Here is a 16657-nt window from a genome sequence, read left to right as displayed (position 1 = left end):
ACGATCGCCGTATCGATCACAGCGATATGGTGACGCGCCCCGCCATTATTTCATAGCCCGCGCGGCCCAACCGAGCGTGCGCCCAATGGCCATCGGCCCAGCTCGCGATAGATGCCCGGCCGGCCGGATTCGCCGCTGGCAATCAAGGAAAAATCGCTGACCGGCCATTCGATCGGCACGATCGCCCGGCCTTCGACGGCCATGGCCTTGCGCCTGATCGTGACATGCGGCCGGTAGCGCCCCTTCTCAATAGCCGACGCTGTATTTTTATCCAGTTTCGCCGCCAAGTCCAGCAATGGGCTCGGTACGGCCGATGGCCCCAGCCAGACAATACCCGGGCGTACGAAACAGCCCAGCCGATCCAGCACCAGAGTAAATGCCGGCGCCTGCACACGGCTGGCTTTTTCGCATAGCTGCGTACAAGCCTCGGCCTCGATACGGCCGAGAAACGCCAGGGTCAGATGCAAGCGCTTGGTGTCGACCACACGCCCGTCGAGCGCCAGCGTCTGGCCACGAGCTGCGATCGCCTTGGCGATCCCGGCCGGGGGCATCAAGGCAAAGAACAGCCGTTGTACGTTTGCGCTCGGCGGTTGCGTGTCGACCACGAACGATCCGGGGTTCGATTCAGCCGGCGTCGATACGCTCGCGCAAACCCACGAGGGCCGCGACCACGCTTTGGCTACGCACTTCGTCCCGGTCGCCCTCGAACTGATAGCGCACGACTTCCGGCTCCGCCGCGCGCGCGCGCCAGCCGATAAAAACCGTGCCCACCGGCTTGTCCGCACTGCCGCCACTCGGGCCGGCAACGCCGGATACGGCAATGGCCCAGTCGGCCGGACTATGGCCGAGCGTGCCTTCGAGCATGGCCGCGACCACGGGCTCACTAACCGCGCCATGGCGTTCGATCAGATCCGCATCCACGCCCAGACTCTCGTGCTTGGCCGCATTCGAATACGTCACGAACCCCCGCTCGAACCATTCCGAGCTGCCGGCCCGCTCGGTACAGGCAGCCGCAATCAGGCCGCCGGTGCACGACTCGGCGGTGGCCAGCGTTTCACCGCGGCCGGGCAGCAGTGTAGCGAGCTGATCGACCAACGAGGCAATCGAACGTCGGGCATCGTAAGGTACGGTCATGACAGTATTATGCCTGTTAATCGGCCAGGAAAATATCGGCGCGGCGACTTGAACACCGCGATGCCGCAAGCGCTTGCAGGGCCTTGGACCCTACGACAGCGCCCGGCAGCGCTGGTTTTAACGGCGCTGAAAAACCGCGCATCGGCCCCGTGGGTGTTGCGCAATCGATCGCATGAATCGTAATTCAAGCTCGATCCCGCCTGTCAGGCCGCCAGGATTCTGCGCGCAAGGGCGCACGCGTCTACAATTGCGCGCTGCGGCCCGTTCCGGGCCTGCCCTGGCTTGTTTATCCATACAGACTGCTTCATGAGCGCACGCCCCAGCACCGAATCATCGACGGACAGCCAAGCGAGCGCGCACGCCGCGCATACGCCGATGATGCGCCAGTATCTCGGCATCAAGGCGGATTATCCGCATATGCTGCTGTTCTATCGCATGGGCGATTTCTACGAGCTGTTCTTCGACGATGCCCATCGCGCCGCCGAACTGCTCGATATCACCCTTACCGCGCGTGGCGAATCGGCGGGGCGCTCGATTCCCATGGCCGGCGTGCCCTACCACGCCGCCGAACAGTACCTGGCACGCCTGATCGCGCGCGGCGAGTCGGTGGCGATCTGCGAACAACTCGAAGCGCCGGGCGCGAGCAAGGGCCCGGTCAAGCGCGAAGTCGTGCGCGTGGTCACCCCTGGCACGGTCACCGACGATGCCCTGCTGGATGCACGTCGGGCCAATCTGATCGTGGCCATTGCGCCGGCCAAACGGGCGATCGGTATCGCCGTGCTGGAACTCGCGCGGGGCGATTTCGCGGTCACCGAGGTCGCCGATGAAACCGCGCTGGCCGCGGAACTGGCCCGCCTGGATCCGGCCGAGATCGTGATCAGCGAGCAGAGCACGCTGGCATTGCCCAGCGACGGCGTGGCCATCACCCATCGCCCGGCCTGGCTATTCGATGCAATCAGCGCACGCCGGCGCCTGGAAGGATTCTTCGAAGTCGCCCAGCTGGATGCCTTCGGTTGTGCCGATCTGCCGCGGGCAATCGCCGCGGCCGGCGCGCTCATCGATTATGTGGAGGCCACACAGCAGGCGGCGCTGTCGCATATCAAGAGTCTGCGCACCTATGCGGTCACCGATACGCTGGTGCTGGACGCGGCCACGCGCCGCAATCTGGAAATCGAACGCAGCGCCTCGGGCGATAGCCGGCACAGCCTGGTCGGTTTGCTCGATCACTGTGCCACGACCATGGGCGCGCGAGCCCTGCGCCGCTGGCTGGCCGAGCCGTTGCGTAATTTCGATATCCTGCGCCACCGGCATCTGGCGATCGAAACGCTGCTCTCGGGTAGCCATGCCGGGCTGTCCGAACGCCTCAAGGAAATTCCCGATGTCGAGCGGATCGCCACCCGTATCGCCCTGGCCTCGGCACGCCCGCGCGATCTATCCGGGCTGAGCCGTGCGCTGGGCGCGCTGCCGGCCATTCGCCGGACGCTCGCCGACCTGGATGCGCCCTTGCTGGCCGCGCTGCACGAACAGATCGACCCAGCCGAGGATGTGCGCGCGTTGCTCGAGCGCGCCGTGGTCGCCGAGCCGCCCGTCGTTGTGCGCGACGGCGGCGTGATCGCGCGCGGCTACGACGACACACTCGACGAACTGCGCGATCTGTCGGCCAACGCCGACGGCTATCTCGCCGATCTGGAAACGCGTGAACGCAAGCGTACCGGCGTGGATACGCTCAAGGTGGGCTACAACCGCGTACACGGCTATTACATCGAAATGGGCCGCGTACATGCCGATGCGGCGCCCATCGACTACCAACGCCGCCAGACGCTCAAGGCGGTCGAGCGCTATATCACGCCCGAACTCAAGCAGTTCGAGGATCAGGTGCTGTCGGCCCGCGAGCGCGCGCTTGCACGTGAGAAGGCGCTGTATGCCGAGCTCGTCGAGACCCTGGCCACGCATCTGCCCAAACTGCAGGCGATCGCCGCGGGGCTGGCCAGCCTCGACGTGCTCTGCGCGCTATCGCGCTGTGCGCTCGATTATCACTGGGTCGCACCCACGCTCACCGATACACCCGGTATTCATATCACCGGCGGACGCCACCCGGTAGTCGAGCATTTCTCGGATACGCCCTTCGTCGCCAACGACACCCAGCTCGACGACGATTGCCGTGTGCTGCTGATCACCGGCCCGAACATGGGCGGCAAATCCACCTACATGCGCCAGACCGCGCTGATCGTGCTGTTGACCCATATCGGCAGTTTCGTGCCGGCCGAGGCTGCCGAAATCGGGCCGCTCGATCGTATTTTCACCCGCATCGGCGCGGGCGACGATCTATCCGCCGGCCAGTCCACCTTCATGGTGGAAATGAGTGAAACCGCGCAGATCCTGCACCACGCCACCGAGCGCTCGCTGGTGTTGCTCGACGAGATCGGGCGCGGCACCTCGACCTACGACGGCCTGGCCCTGGCGCGCGCGGTGGCCGAGCGCCTGGCCCGTCACAACCGGGCCTACACGCTGTTCGCGACCCATTATTTCGAGCTCACCCAGCTCGCCGAGGACTGGCCCGCCAGCCGTAATGCCCATTTCGAAGTCGCCGACTACAACAGCGGCGGCGAGCAGAAACTGGTGTTTCTGCATGCAATCCGTCCCGGGCCTGCCTCGCGCAGTTTCGGTTTGCAGGTGGCCTCGCTGGCGGGCGTGCCGCGAACCGTGATTCGCCAGGCCGAAAAGCATCTGGCCGAGCTGGAAGCTCAGTCGCGTGCCCAATCCGGCCCACAGCTGGGCCTGTTCGAGTCAGCGCCCAGCGAAAAACAACCGGCTGAGCCCGACCCGATCCACGAAGCACTGGCCGAACTCGACTGCGACGAACTCACCCCGCGCGAGGCGCTCGAGTTGCTCTACCGCTTCAAGCGTCTGGCCTCGCAAAGCGGCGAGCCGGGCTAAGCCGCGATTGGCCGCGCTCGGCGCGCTCAGGCCATCGACGTCGCGAACTTCACCAGCCCGATCAGCAAGGCGATCAGCAACACGGTCGCCACCACCCCCAGCAGGATAAAATGGCTGGCCTTGCCGCGAGTAAAGTCGCGCTCGCGGTTGGCGCTCGATTGCACGCCGAAAAACGCGGCCAGCACGCTCATCCAGCTCTGCCAGAGCGTCGGCGGGCGCCGGGTCTCAGAGTCCTGTTCTTGCGGGCGCTTGTGTTCGCTCATGACCTAGGCGCTGGCGTACTCGGCCGCCATTTTGTTCGATATCTGCATATCGCGCTTGAAGCGTTCGGTGATCGGGCCGGCGATCGCCTTTTCGATCTTGGAGCCGAGCAACGGCACCTGGGCGTCGATATCGAAGGCCAGCTTCAGACGCGCCTTACCGGAATCGTCGGTCAGACGCATATCGATGGCGATATTCACCGGCGTTTTTTCGATGTCGATATCGATCCGGCCACTACGGCGCGGGATGTCCCAGGCATCGGTCTGGCGCAGCATTACGCGATCGCCGATGCGTTTCTGGATGATCTCCGGGAACGACAGCCGGTTGGCATCGAGCGCGTGGCGTACGGTGATCGAGAAATGATCGTCCTTCTTTTCGCAGTTCACGAGCTCCGGCTTGTGCGTGCCCATGCGCTCGTACTTGGCGATGAAGTAGTTCTCGTCGGTGAACATGGTCATCACCGTTTCGAGCGAATAATCGAAATCGAAGGTTTCCTCAAACTTCATTTATGCTTTTCCTTTGAATGAATCGCAGCGCGCAACGGCTCGTATCAGCCGGCGCGCTCGGGGTCGACTTCCGTTTCGCGATAAAGATAGCTGGCGAGCATGTCGTGTGCGTCGATTTCGGCATCGAGCACCGCCAGCAGTACGAACACGCCGCCCATGCGTCGATGCAGAAACACGATCTCGCGGGGCGGAATCCGGAACCAGCGTGAAATCGCGGCATCCGATACCGCGCGCGATACGCGAAACGGCAGGTCGGATTCGCCCCAGCGATAGGCGCCGTCCGACGTGGTCAGCTCATCCGGCGCATCATCGGCGAACGGCTCGATCATGAGCATGCCGACCTTGGCGAAGGCATCGAAAACATGCTGGGGCGAATCGCGGCGCAACAGGTTGATTCCGATCGCGCCGTCGATCAACCGCTTGGCATCCTTTTCGAAGGCGCCGGCAACCACATCGTAGTAGGAGCCGAGAAAACGCGGGGCGAATTCGCGCGTGGCGCCGAAATCCAGTAGTACCATCTGATCCGGCCCGTCGTCGCGCAGGCGAATCTTGTAATTGCCGAAATGCGGGTCGGTCTGAACGATGCCCCAGACGAAGAATTCCCGAAAGAACAGATCCAGGGCATGCCGGCCGATCTCGTTCTTTCGGGCCTGTTCCAGGCCCTGCACCGTCTCGCTTTGCACGTGATGGGCGCTTTCATAGGACGTCACCAGCACCGTTTCCGTCGAGTATTCCGGAAACACCTGCGGCACCACATAGCGGTCGTCGCCTTCCAGGCGCGTGGCGAACTCGCGGGTCATGCGCAGTTCGCGGTCGTAATCCACCTCGCGGTAGATCATCTCGCGCACTTCTTCCATGATCGCGTTGAGCTCCATGCCCTTGGGCACGAGCCGCGCGAGACGCACGATCTGGGTAAGCGTGCGGATATCGCTGTCGATGGCATCTGCCAGACGCGGATACTGGATTTTGACGCACAGCTCCATGCCATCCGACTTGCGGGTGGCCCGATGCACCTGTCCCAGCGACGCCGCGGCCATGGGCTCGGGGTCGATCTCCAGCTCGGCCAGACGTTTTTCGCCCAGGCGCTCGACGACCACCGGCTCGAGCTCTTCCCAGGCCACCGGCGGGCTGTCGTCCTGCAGGCTGCGCAATACCTCGATGGCTTCCGGCGGCATGAAGTACTGCCCATAGACCGACAGCATCTGGCCGACCTTCATCACGCTGCCCTTGAGCTGGCCCAGTTCATCGGCAAGAAACTGTGCCTGCTTGACGTAGAACTCGCGGTTGCGGCGCTCGCGGCCTTCCTTGCTGCGGAACATGTTGCCCAGCGTATGACCAGCAAACGAAGCACCGGCCATGACGCCCATACGGGCCATGGCGGCATTACGGTCGAAGGAGCCGGTCTTGAGCTTGAGCGGCTTCCGGTTACGGTCGGACTTGCTGGGCATACGGGCTTTCGGAACGCCGGATAAAGTTGGCAGTCTATCAGGTCGCCGCCGCTTGCCGGATCAGGATCGATACCCATACGCGCGGCGTATCGTAACTGCCCACGCGGGCGGGCATAAAAAAAAGGGATCCGGCGCCCGCCGGATCCCTTTTTACCCTTCGAGATGATCGAAGGGGCACGTCGCCTGGTGGCTATGGGTGGATTTGAACCACCGACTCTCGCATTATGAATGCGATGCTCTAACCCCTGAGCTACATAGCCGGAAAGCCGCGTAGTTTCTTCGCCGAGGGCCGTTGTGTCAACCCTTTCGTGACAGGCGACAACGCTGCGCCCAACGGGCTGTTTTCAGACGTTGAAACGAAAGTGCACCACATCGCCCTCGACCATGATGTATTCCTTGCCCTCGAGACGCTGACGGCCGGCTTCCTTGGACCCTTTCTCGCCCTTGAGGGTGACATAGTCGTCGTAGCCGATGACTTCCGCGCGAATGAAGCCGCGTTCGAAATCGGTATGGATCACGCCCGCCGCCTGCGGCGCGGTCGCGCCGCGACGTACGGTCCATGCGCGCACTTCCTTGGGCCCGACGGTGAAAAAGGTCTGTAGGCCGAGCAGTTCGTAGGCAGCGCGAATGACGCGATCCAGGCCGGGCTCTTCCAGGCCGAGATCCGCCAGGAATTCGTTCTTGTCGTCGCCATCGAGTTGCGCAAGCTCGCCTTCCAAAGACGCGCATACCGACACGACCGGCGCATTCTGGGCCGCTGCATGTTCGGCCACGCGATCGAGCAAGGGATTGTTCTCGAAGCCGTTCTCGTCAACATTGGCGACGAACAAGGCCGGCTTGGCGGTGATCAGGTGCAGCTCACGCAGCGCCAGGCGGTCGTCATCGCTCAAATCCATCGCCCGAACCGGCGCGCCGCTGTCCAGATGATCGCGCACGCGCTCGAACAGCTCGAAATTGCGCTTGGCGGTCTTGTCGCCGGATTTGGCAGCCTTGGCCGTGCGATCCACCGCGCGGGTGACGGTGGTCAGATCGGCCAGCGCCAGTTCGGTATCGATGGTTTCGATATCGGCGATCGGGTCGACCCGGCCGGACACATGCATGACATCGTCGTCTTCGAAACACCGCACGACATGCAGAATTGTGTCCGTTTCGCGGATATTGGCCAGGAACTGGTTGCCGAGCCCCTCGCCGGTGGAGGCACCCGCGACCAGGCCCGCGATATCCACGAACTCGATCGCGGTGGGGATCGTCTTCTCCGGGCTGGCGATACCGGCCAGCGCGGCCAGGCGCGGATCGGGCACGCTCACCACGCCCACGTTCGGGTCGATCGTACAGAACGGGTAGTTCTCGGCCGGGATTTCGGCCGCGGTAAGCGCGTTGAAAAGAGTGGACTTGCCCACATTGGGCAAACCGACGATACCGACCTGAAGAGCCATTTGATCTACCTTTTGATGGCGTGTAACGCGGGCCGCGCTACCAAGCGCGCGTCAATCGGACGCCGCCTTGCGGGAATTGAGCTTCTGCGCGCCGTGATCCCAGCTCTTGTCGAGGGCCAGTTCGAGCGCCTCGATACCGGCATCGATGGCGGTGTCGATTGCGATGCGATCATCCGGAGACGGCGTGCCCAGCACGTAGGACAACACCTGAGCGCGATCACCCGGATGGCCGATACCGATGCGCAGGCGCTTGTACTGGGTGCCGATCACGCGGGTGATATCGCGCAGGCCGTTATGCCCGCCGTGACCGCCCGACTGCTTGAAGCGGGCGGTGCCAGCCGGCAGATCGAGATCGTCGTGCACGACCAGCACGCTTTCCGGCGCGATCTTGTGAAAGGCGCATAACGGCTGCACCGCATCGCCGCTGCGGTTCATGAACGTCGTCGGCTTGAGCAGCCAGACGCTGGCATCGCCCATGCCGTGGCGTGCCAGATCGCCCTTGAACTTGCGCTCGGAAGAAAACGCAACGCGCCAGCGCTCTGCCAGCCGATCGGCGAGCCAGAAACCGACATTGTGTCGGTCGCTGGCATGATCGGCGCCGGGATTACCCAGCGCCACGACCGCGCGAATCGACTCGCTCACGCCATCACCGCGGTGCCTGCGCGCACGTTCGCCCGAGCGAGACGAAGACTACTTGTCTTCGTCTTCGTCGGCGGCGTCGCCCGCGTCTTCGCCCTCGGATTCGCCGTCTTCGGCCTCGCCTTCTTCGCCTTCCGCGGCGGCCGCTTCGGCCTCGGCTTCGGCTTCTTCCTCGGCTTCGAGTTCGATCGCCGCACGCGGCACCTGAACCGACACGACGGTGCGATCGGTCTGGTCTTCCTCGTCGCCCATGAGTTCGACGATCTGGACGCCTTCCGGCAGCACCAGCTCGCTCAGATGCACGGAGTCATGCAGATGCAGCTTGGAGCAATCGACTTCGATGTACTCCGGCAGATCGCGCGGCAGACATTCGATTTCGATGTCGTTCATGTTGTGCTGGACCACGCCGTCTTCGTCGGCCACGCCCGGGCACTCTTCTTCGCCCACGAAGTGCAGCGGCACGCTCATGCGCAGCGCTTCGCCGGCGACGATGCGCAGGAAGTCGGCGTGCTCGATGAACGGCTTGGCCGGGTGACGCTGCAGATCACGCAGCACAACCTCTTCGGTGGCACCGCCGTCGATCTTGATCTTGATGATGTGCGAGAAGAACGCCTCGTTATCCAGATGATGGTCGAGGTCGTTATGCTCCAGCGTGAGCATCACCGGCTCGCCGTTGCCGCCATAGATGATGGCCGGCACGCGGCCTTCACGACGCAGGCGACGGTTCTCGGCGCGGCCCTTCGCGGTACGTTTTTCCGCATTCAGCTCGAAAGCTTCCATATCGATTCGCTCCAATAATAAGGACGGCCGCCGGACGCTCCGTCGACCGCTCGATCGTTGTGTTTTATGGCGGGCCGCCGCCCACCGGCCTCAAAAGACCGCGTAGTATACGCGCTTGAACGGCAAATGCACGACCCGCAGCGCGACCGGGCAGGCGCCGGTTACGCGTCTAGTCCACGTACAGCGTGGACACGGACTCCTCGTTGCTCACCCGGCGGATGGTTTCGGCCAGAAGTGCGGCGATATGCAGCTGGCGAATCTTGCCGCAGGCCGCCGCATCGGGCGACAGCGGAATGGTGTCCGTGACTACCAACTCGTCCAGGCGCGAATTGCTGATGTTTTCGATGGCCTTGCCCGAAAGCACCGGATGCGTGACATAGGCCTTGACCTTGGTCGCGCCCTGATTCTTGAGCGCATCGGCCGCCTGGCAGAGCGTGCCGGCGGTATCCACCAGGTCGTCGACCATGATGCAGGTCTTGCCGCTGACATCGCCGATGATGTTCATCACCTTGGCCTCGTTGGCCTTGGGACGACGCTTGTCGATGATCGCCAGATCGGCATCGTCCAGACGCTTGGCCAGCGCCCGGGCGCGCACCACGCCGCCCACGTCGGGCGAGACGACAATCAGCTTTTCGTCCTTCTGACGCCAGATATCGCCGAGCAGCACCGGCGAGGCATAGACGTTATCCACGGGCATGTCGAAAAAGCCCTGGATCTGATCGGCATGCAGATCGACCGTGAGTACGCGATCGGTGCCCACCGCGCCCAGCATGCTGGCGACGACCTTGGCCGAAATCGGCACGCGCGCGCTGCGCGGGCGTCGATCCTGGCGGGCATAGCCGAAATATGGAACCACCGCGGTAATACGGCCTGCCGATGCCCGATGCAGCGCATCGATGAGCATCAGCAGTTCCATGACGTTGTCGTTAGTGGGCCGGCAGGTGGACTGCACCACGAACACGTCGCGCCCGCGCACGTTTTCCTCGATCTCGACCGCGATCTCGCCGTCGGAGAACTTGCCGACACTCGCCTTGCCCACCGGCAGCTTGAGGTAACCGGCCACATCCTTGGCCAACGCCGGATTGGCGTTGCCGGTAAAGACCATCAACCTGGAATCCGCCATGCGTTCGTGCTGCCGTGCTGTCAATTGAAAATGAGCGATCCGCGTTGCGGACGATTAATCTGCGTCAAGCGCGGGCGGCGCGGCGTTATCGCCTGAGCCCTGTCATGTCGTCGCGCTGCGCGTGGCGATGCTGTTCGCTTCGCGCGCTGCGTCGAACCTTGCAGGTCCTCATTCAGCCGCCCCGGCTGTCTCTCGTGTCCGCTCACGCGAACGCTTGTATGGCTGGGGCGGCAGGATTCGAACCTGCGGTACACGGGATCAAAACCCGATGCCTTACCGCTTGGCTACGCCCCATCTAACTTTCGTCGTCTTCGTTCGTTCGAATCCTGCCGCTGCGCGCAAGGAATCGAACCTGCGGGATTATCGTGCCTGCGGCGCAGGGGGATCAAAACCCGATGCCTTACCGCTTGCACCACCCCATCTAACTTCATCGTCTTCGTTCGTTCGAATCCTGCCGCTGCGCGGAAGAACCCGAACCTGCGGGATTATCGTGCCTGCGGCGCAGGGGAATCAAAACCCGATGCCTTACCGCCTGGCTACGACCATCCATCGGTCGTTGCTTTGGTTCAAGCCGGCTGAAAACCAATCGTCATCCGGCTCGAAGGCCGCGTATTTTCTTGACTGCTCCGGCCGGTGTCAATTCGCGCGCGATACAGCATCGATATCGAACCAGCGATCGACCACCAGCCGAATACGCGTTTCGCCGTTGTCGAGCACGATGCGGCGCGGCACGGCCGGGGTGTTTTCAGGTTCGACATAGTCTGGAAACGACAGCGCCCAGCCCTGCTGTTCGAGCGAGATCATGCGCCCCTGCGCATTCACGCTGATGCGATCGTAGCCGCCGGGCGCGGGTAGCCCACGCGCCCAGAAGCGCAGCGGCTCGAGCGGAAACGTCCAACCCAGCGTGCGCTCGACCAGCACATCCGGCTCGGTGGTGACAAAGCGTTCATCCTTGGTCTGAATAACGACCACGTCGTCCAGCGAGCCCTTGGCACGAAACCCGCCGGCGCCCAGCGGCCCGGACAGGCGCACATCGAACGCGTCGCCCTGCTGGCGCCAGCTCAGATTGCCGGTCCAGCCCAGCAACTGGCCCGTGGCCACGCGCCCCTGCAGCGACCAGATACGAAAATCGGCCAATTCCTTCTTGTGCGCGGCCCAGGCCGCAGCATTGACGACACCGGCTTCGGTTTCCGGCGGCTTGCGGATGATCGCGCAGCCGGACAGCACGGCCGCGGCGAGCAGCACGATAAACAGTTTCTTCATGGGTCGAGACGCTTGATGGTTTCAGTGAGCACCGGGTGCTCGGCATTGTCGGTCATGGCCTTTTGCCAGATGCGCCGCGCGGCCTCGTACTGGCCCTGCTGCCAGAGCACCTCGCCCAGATGCGCAGCCACCTCGGCATCCGGAAATTCGCGATAGGCACGCTCCAGATAATGCCGGGCCGCGTCCAGATCACCCAGACGATACGCCACCCAACCCATGCTATCGAGAATCGCGGGATTGTCGGGTTCGGCTTCGAGCGCGCGCTGGATATAGTCTGCGGCGCGTTGGTAATCGGTGCCGTGATTGGCAATCAGATAACCCAGGGCATTGAGCGCGCGGGCATCGTCCGGCTCGGCATCGAGCACGGCCTGCAAATCCGCCTTGGCCGCTTCGATATCGCCGAGGCGTTCGTAGGCCATGGAGCGCCCATAGCGCAGCTCGCTGCTATCGGGCACTTCTTCGAGGCCGTGATTGTAGATATCCAGCGCCGCGCGCGGCTCATCGGCCTCGTAGAGCAGCTGGCCTTCGGCCGCATAGAGCTGTTCGACCAGATCGGGATAGGTGGTGCGCAACTCGGCGAGCCGTCGCTGTGCACCCGGCAGATCGTCTTGCATGAAGATCATGCGTGCGGCGCGCACCTGGGCTTCGAAGGCATGCCCGCCGTTTTCGGCCCGCTGATACCAGCGCTGGGCCTGACCGTAATCTTCGCGCTGTTCGGCGATCGTACCCAGATAGAAGGCCGCGTCGTCGGCACGCTCACCGTTTTTGTAGAGCCGCTCGAACGCAGTTTCGGCGCGTGCGAGCTGGCCCAGGCTCAACGACAGAATCGCCAGACCATAGCGGGCGTCGGTATTGTCGGGTTGCAGCTCGATTGCCTGTTCGAATTCCCCCAGCGCAGCATCTTCCTGATCGGCTTCGATGAGCAGCCGCGCCAGCGCCAGATGGTACTGGGCACGGCTGGCGGCATTACCGGGCAGCCGGTCGACCAGCTGCCGAGCCTTTTCGGTTTCGCCGGCACGAATCCAGACCCCGGCCTGTAGCAGCACCGCATCGTTCCAGTTCGGATCGAGCGCGAGCGCGCGCTCGGCGGCACGCGCGGCGATTTCGCTTCGACCGTAGCGTAGGGCGACCACGCCCAGCGCGTACTGCGCGGGCGCACTGTCACGATCGGCGCGGGCCATGTCGGTGAGCGTATCGAGCACCATGTCGGTGGCATTCGGCGCGCCACTGACCACGTCGGCAAGCAGGCGATAACCGATATCCGGCGAAGCTGCGGCCGCGACCAGCGCCGGCGCATAGATCGCCAGGCCTTCGGCATCTTCGTTGGCCACCGCCATGCGTGCAGCGGTACGCTGCGCGTCGAGCGAATCCGGCGCGGTGCGCGCCCAGGTGCCGGCCGCGCGATACGCCAGCGCGGGCTGCTCGGCGAACAGCGCAATTCGCGTGGCGCGTCGTGCCAGCGCCGGGTCGTTGGAATAATCGAGCGCGGCCACATATTCGCGCGCAGCCAGGACGCGGTTATCGCGCTGGATCGCCATTTCGCCGGCGAGCACGTGATATTCGTAGGCCTCGCGGCGGCTTACCGGACTCGCAGGCACGGCGTTGGCGTCGATACGTACATCGGTATCGGCGCGCATGGCCGACGTGTTCGCGCAGCCACTGGCCAGCAACACAGCCAGGACGAGCGACGCCGCGGGGAGCCGCCGCGAAGCCATGGGAAAAGAACGACGAACAGGCGCCGATGTTCTTTTTCCTATGGCGTTGAAAACAGCTGACACCGTCAGCCGTTTTGGTGCCGGATTAATAATATGCATGAATCAATGATAGCGCGACGATCCAGCCAGCGGCTATGCAAAGCGCGCGTCGTAAGTGACTGTAGCGGTAGAATAGTGCAATGACGCTGCTGACCGTCGGCCTGAACCATATCACTGCCCCGCTCTCGGTACGTGAGACCGCGGCATTCCCCCCCGAGCAATTCGATGCCGCGCTCGACGATTTTCTGCGCCTGCCGCATGTGCACGAGGGCGCGATCCTGTCGACCTGCAACCGCACCGAACTCTATGCGGTAACCGACGCCCCCGGTGACGGTTGCCTGCGGCACTGGCTGTGCGAACAGCGCGGCCTAAACGACGACGATATGGCGCCCTATTTCTATATTCATCGCGACCGGGAAACCGTGCGCCACAGCCTGCGCGTAGCCGCCGGCCTGGACTCGATGATTCTGGGCGAGCCGCAGATTCTCGGACAGATGAAAAACGCCTACCGCAGCGCCCGTGCCGCGCGCGGCGCCGGGCCACTGCTCACCCGGTTGTTCGAGCACAGCTTTGCCGTCGCCAAGCAGATTCGCACCCAGACCGATATCGGCGCCAATCCGGTATCGGTCGCCTATGCCGGGGTCAGCCTCGCCCGCCAGATCTTTGCCGACCTGACCGAAACCACGGCCATGTTCATCGGCGCCGGCGAAACCGTCGATCTGGCCGCGCGTTACCTGGCCGAGGCCGGCGTGCAACGCATGATCTTCGCCAACCGCAGCATCGAGCGCGCCCAGGCCCTGGCCACGCGCTATCACGGCTATGCGATCGCACTCGAGGATGTCGCCACCCATCTGACCGAAGCCGACATGCTGATTTCCTCGACCGCCGCGCCCGGCTATCTGGTGCGCTTCGACGAGCTACGCAGCGCAGTCAAACAACGCCGACGCAAGCCCATGTTCGCGCTCGATCTGGCCGTGCCGCGCGATATCGACCCGGCCGCCGGCAAGCTCGAGGATATCTACCTGTATTCGGTGGATGACCTGCAAAGCGTGATCGACGATAATCGCCGCTCGCGCGAAAAGGCGGCCACGCTGGCCGACGGCATGCTCGATGTCCGTATCGAGGAATATATCGACTGGCTGGACTCGCGCCAGGCGATCGATACCATTCGCGATCTGCGCCATCAGGCCTATGCCGATCGCGACGACGTGCTCGCCAAGGCAAGACGGCGTTTGGCCCGGGGCGAAGACGCCGACGACGTGCTCGCCTACCTGGCCCACACATTGACCAACAAGCTCATGCACGAGCCGAGCGCCACATTGCGCAAGGCCCGCGGCGCGCACCAGCAGGAACTGCTGACCAGCGCCCGGCAGCTGTTCCAGCTCGATCGCGAAACGCCGCCCTACAGCGCGCGCGACCTGTTTTCCAAGACGAATATAGAAGACAACGAATGAAAGATTCCCTGCGCGCAAAACTCGAGGAACTGGTCGAACGCCACGAGGACCTCGCGCATTCGCTGGCCGACCCCGAGGTCATCGGCGATCAGGACAAGTTCCGGCGCATGTCCCAGGAATACGCCCAGCTCGAGTCGCTGGCGGCGGACTATCGCGCCTGGCGCGCCCTGGTCGATGAAATCGCCGATCTCGAGGAAATGGAACAATCCGACGAGGCCGAGTTGCGGGAAATGGCCGAGGTGGAACTCGACGATGCCCGCGAACGCCTGACCGGCCTGGAAGCCGCACTGCGCAAGCACCTGATCCCGCGCGACCCGAACGACAATGCCAATCTGTATCTGGAAATCCGAGCCGGCACCGGCGGCGACGAAGCCGCCCTGTTCGCCGGCGATCTATTGCGCATGTATTCCAGCTATGCCGAAAAACAGGGCTGGCAGGTCGAGATACTGTCGGCCAGCGAGGGTGAACATGGCGGTTACAAGGAAGTCATTTCGCGCCTGATCGGCAGCGGCGCCTTTTCGCGGTTGAAGTTCGAATCCGGCGCGCACCGCGTTCAGCGCGTGCCGGCCACCGAATCCCAGGGCCGGATTCATACCTCCGCGTGCACCGTAGCGGTGTTGCCGGAGGCCGACGAAATCGAAGCGATCAAGATCGACCCCAACGATCTGCGCGTGGATACCTTCCGCGCCGCCGGCGCGGGCGGCCAGCACGTCAACAAGACCGACTCGGCGATTCGTATCACCCATATCCCCACCGGCGTGGTGGTCGAGTGCCAGCAGGAACGCTCCCAGCATAAAAACCGGGCACGCGCGATGAGCCTGCTGCAGACCAAGCTGCTGACCGCCGAACAGGACAAACAGGCCAGCGAACAGGCTGCTACGCGCAAGAAACTGGTGGGTAGCGGCGATCGCTCCGAGCGTATCCGTACCTACAACTTTCCGCAGGGCCGCGTCACCGATCACCGTATCAACCTCACCCTCTACAAGCTCGACGACGTCATGGCCGGCAATCTCGAGGAGATCGTCGATGCCCTGACCAGCGAACACCAGGCCGACCTGCTCGCCGAAATGGGCGCAGCCTAAGCACCGCGTGCACGCGACCATCGAGACGCTGCGCCGCGCCGCAGGTACACGCCTGCGCGGACACAGCGACAGCCCCGATCTGGATGCCATCCGATTGCTCGAACACGCCCTGGGCGTGGGCCACAGCTGGCTGCTGATTCATGCGCATGAGCGCGTTGACGATGCCGTGCGCGCGCGCTTCGATACCCTGCTCGCGCGCCGCGCCGCCGGCGAGCCGCTGGCCTATATCACCGGCCATATCGGCTTCTGGACACTCGACCTCGCGGTCACGCCGGCGGTGCTCATTCCGCGCCCGGATACGGAAACGCTGGTGGAAGCGGTACTCGAGCACCATGATGCGCAGCGTCGTGATGTGCTGGATCTGGGTACGGGCAGCGGCGCCATCGCCCTGGCGCTGGCCAGCGAACGCAGCGACTGGCGGCTGGTGGCCACCGATGCCAGCGCCGCGGCGCTCGCCTGTGCCGAGGCCAACGCGACACGGCTGGGCATCGAAACGGTCGTTTTCGCCCACGGGCCCTGGTATGGCGCCGTCGGCGATCAGCGTTTCGATATCATCGTAGCCAACCCACCTTATGTCGCGCCCGGCGACCGACATCTGGCCGCGCCCGAGCTCGGCCACGAACCCGAGGCCGCGCTGGTCGCAGCCGACCACGGCCTGGCCGATCTGGCCGAGATCGTCGCCGGCGCGCGCGATCATCTGCATACCGGGGGCGCGCTGTATCTCGAACACGGCGCCGATCAGGGCGCGGCCGTACGTGCCCTGCTCGCCGGCTGGGCAAACGTTAGAACGATCCGCGACCTGGGCGGTAACGAGCGGGTCACCTGTGCCCGGTTATGAGC

Annotated in this window: 15 protein-coding genes and 2 tRNA genes; 4 read left to right on the top strand and 13 right to left on the bottom strand. The window is 63.9% G+C overall.

Annotation, left to right across the window (positions count from 1 at the left end; translation table 11 throughout):
- Window positions 1-50: 50 nt before the first annotated feature.
- Together thpR and T5B8_RS05365 are read right to left on the bottom strand one after the other, a co-directional pair.
- A complete protein-coding gene (thpR, locus tag T5B8_RS05370; RefSeq protein ID WP_353176897.1) occupies window positions 51-605 on the bottom strand; it encodes an RNA 2',3'-cyclic phosphodiesterase in 555 nt (184 codons plus the stop codon).
- A 19-nt stretch (window positions 606-624) separates the two neighbouring features.
- Window positions 625-1134, bottom strand: coding sequence for a CinA family protein (locus tag T5B8_RS05365; protein ID WP_353176895.1), 510 nt, complete (start codon window positions 1132-1134; stop codon window positions 625-627).
- Between the two features lie 306 nt (window positions 1135-1440).
- Here T5B8_RS05365 and mutS point away from each other — a divergent pair, with 306 nt between their 5' ends.
- Complete coding sequence (mutS, locus tag T5B8_RS05360) at window positions 1441-4071, top strand: DNA mismatch repair protein MutS (protein WP_353176894.1); 2631 nt, start codon at window positions 1441-1443, stop codon at window positions 4069-4071.
- A 26-nt stretch (window positions 4072-4097) separates the two neighbouring features.
- On the opposite strand, the gene T5B8_RS05355 is transcribed toward mutS, so the two are convergent.
- From T5B8_RS05355 to T5B8_RS05305, 11 genes are all read right to left on the bottom strand, one after another.
- Complete coding sequence (locus T5B8_RS05355; protein WP_353176893.1) at window positions 4098-4334, bottom strand: DUF2970 domain-containing protein; 237 nt, start codon at window positions 4332-4334, stop codon at window positions 4098-4100.
- A gap of 3 nt (window positions 4335-4337) precedes the next feature.
- Entirely contained in the window at window positions 4338-4838 is a 501-nt protein-coding gene (locus tag T5B8_RS05350) for a DUF2505 domain-containing protein (RefSeq protein WP_353176891.1), read from the bottom strand.
- A gap of 44 nt (window positions 4839-4882) precedes the next feature.
- Window positions 4883-6286, bottom strand: coding sequence for an ABC1 kinase family protein (locus T5B8_RS05345; RefSeq protein ID WP_353176890.1), 1404 nt, complete (start codon window positions 6284-6286; stop codon window positions 4883-4885).
- Between the two features lie 184 nt (window positions 6287-6470).
- A tRNA-Met gene (locus T5B8_RS05340) sits at window positions 6471-6546 on the bottom strand.
- A gap of 84 nt (window positions 6547-6630) precedes the next feature.
- The gene (gene ychF, locus T5B8_RS05335; protein WP_353176889.1) at window positions 6631-7722 is read right to left on the bottom strand and encodes a redox-regulated ATPase YchF; all 1092 of its coding nucleotides are present in this window, start codon (window positions 7720-7722) and stop codon (window positions 6631-6633) included.
- Window positions 7723-7773: 51 nt separating this feature from the next.
- The gene (gene pth / locus T5B8_RS05330; protein WP_353176888.1) at window positions 7774-8364 is read right to left on the bottom strand and encodes an aminoacyl-tRNA hydrolase; all 591 of its coding nucleotides are present in this window, start codon (window positions 8362-8364) and stop codon (window positions 7774-7776) included.
- 48 nt (window positions 8365-8412) lie between these two features.
- A complete protein-coding gene (locus T5B8_RS05325) occupies window positions 8413-9141 on the bottom strand; it encodes a 50S ribosomal protein L25/general stress protein Ctc (RefSeq protein ID WP_502950777.1) in 729 nt (242 codons plus the stop codon).
- Between the two features lie 169 nt (window positions 9142-9310).
- Window positions 9311-10264: a ribose-phosphate diphosphokinase gene (locus tag T5B8_RS05320; RefSeq protein WP_353176886.1), complete on the bottom strand. Its 954-nt coding sequence runs from the start codon at window positions 10262-10264 to the stop codon at window positions 9311-9313.
- Between the two features lie 219 nt (window positions 10265-10483).
- A tRNA-Gln gene (locus tag T5B8_RS05315) sits at window positions 10484-10558 on the bottom strand.
- Window positions 10559-10900: 342 nt separating this feature from the next.
- Window positions 10901-11527 (bottom strand): lipoprotein insertase outer membrane protein LolB, encoded by a 627-nt coding sequence (gene lolB, locus T5B8_RS05310; protein ID WP_353176885.1) that lies wholly within the window; start codon window positions 11525-11527, stop codon window positions 10901-10903.
- Window positions 11524-13164, bottom strand: coding sequence for a tetratricopeptide repeat protein (locus T5B8_RS05305; protein ID WP_353176884.1), 1641 nt, complete (start codon window positions 13162-13164; stop codon window positions 11524-11526). The genes lolB and T5B8_RS05305 overlap by 4 nt, the downstream gene beginning before the upstream one ends.
- 257 nt (window positions 13165-13421) lie before the next feature.
- Here T5B8_RS05305 and hemA point away from each other — a divergent pair, with 257 nt between their 5' ends.
- Genes hemA through prmC form a run of 3 tightly spaced genes read left to right on the top strand, consistent with a single transcriptional unit; the run spans window position 13422 to window position 16655 of the window.
- Window positions 13422-14735: a glutamyl-tRNA reductase gene (gene hemA, locus T5B8_RS05300; protein WP_353176882.1), complete on the top strand. Its 1314-nt coding sequence runs from the start codon at window positions 13422-13424 to the stop codon at window positions 14733-14735.
- The gene (prfA, locus tag T5B8_RS05295; RefSeq protein WP_353176880.1) at window positions 14732-15817 is read left to right on the top strand and encodes a peptide chain release factor 1; all 1086 of its coding nucleotides are present in this window, start codon (window positions 14732-14734) and stop codon (window positions 15815-15817) included. The genes hemA and prfA overlap by 4 nt, the downstream gene beginning before the upstream one ends.
- A 7-nt stretch (window positions 15818-15824) precedes the next feature.
- Entirely contained in the window at window positions 15825-16655 is an 831-nt protein-coding gene (gene prmC / locus T5B8_RS05290; protein WP_353176878.1) for a peptide chain release factor N(5)-glutamine methyltransferase, read from the top strand.
- Window positions 16656-16657: the final 2 nt, after the last annotated feature.

Source organism: Salinisphaera sp. T5B8, from assembly GCF_040361255.1.
GTDB lineage: Bacteria > Pseudomonadota > Gammaproteobacteria > Nevskiales > Salinisphaeraceae > Salinisphaera.
The sequence above is the reverse complement of the archived record's forward strand: the minus strand, read 5'-3'. Positions and strand labels throughout refer to the sequence as shown.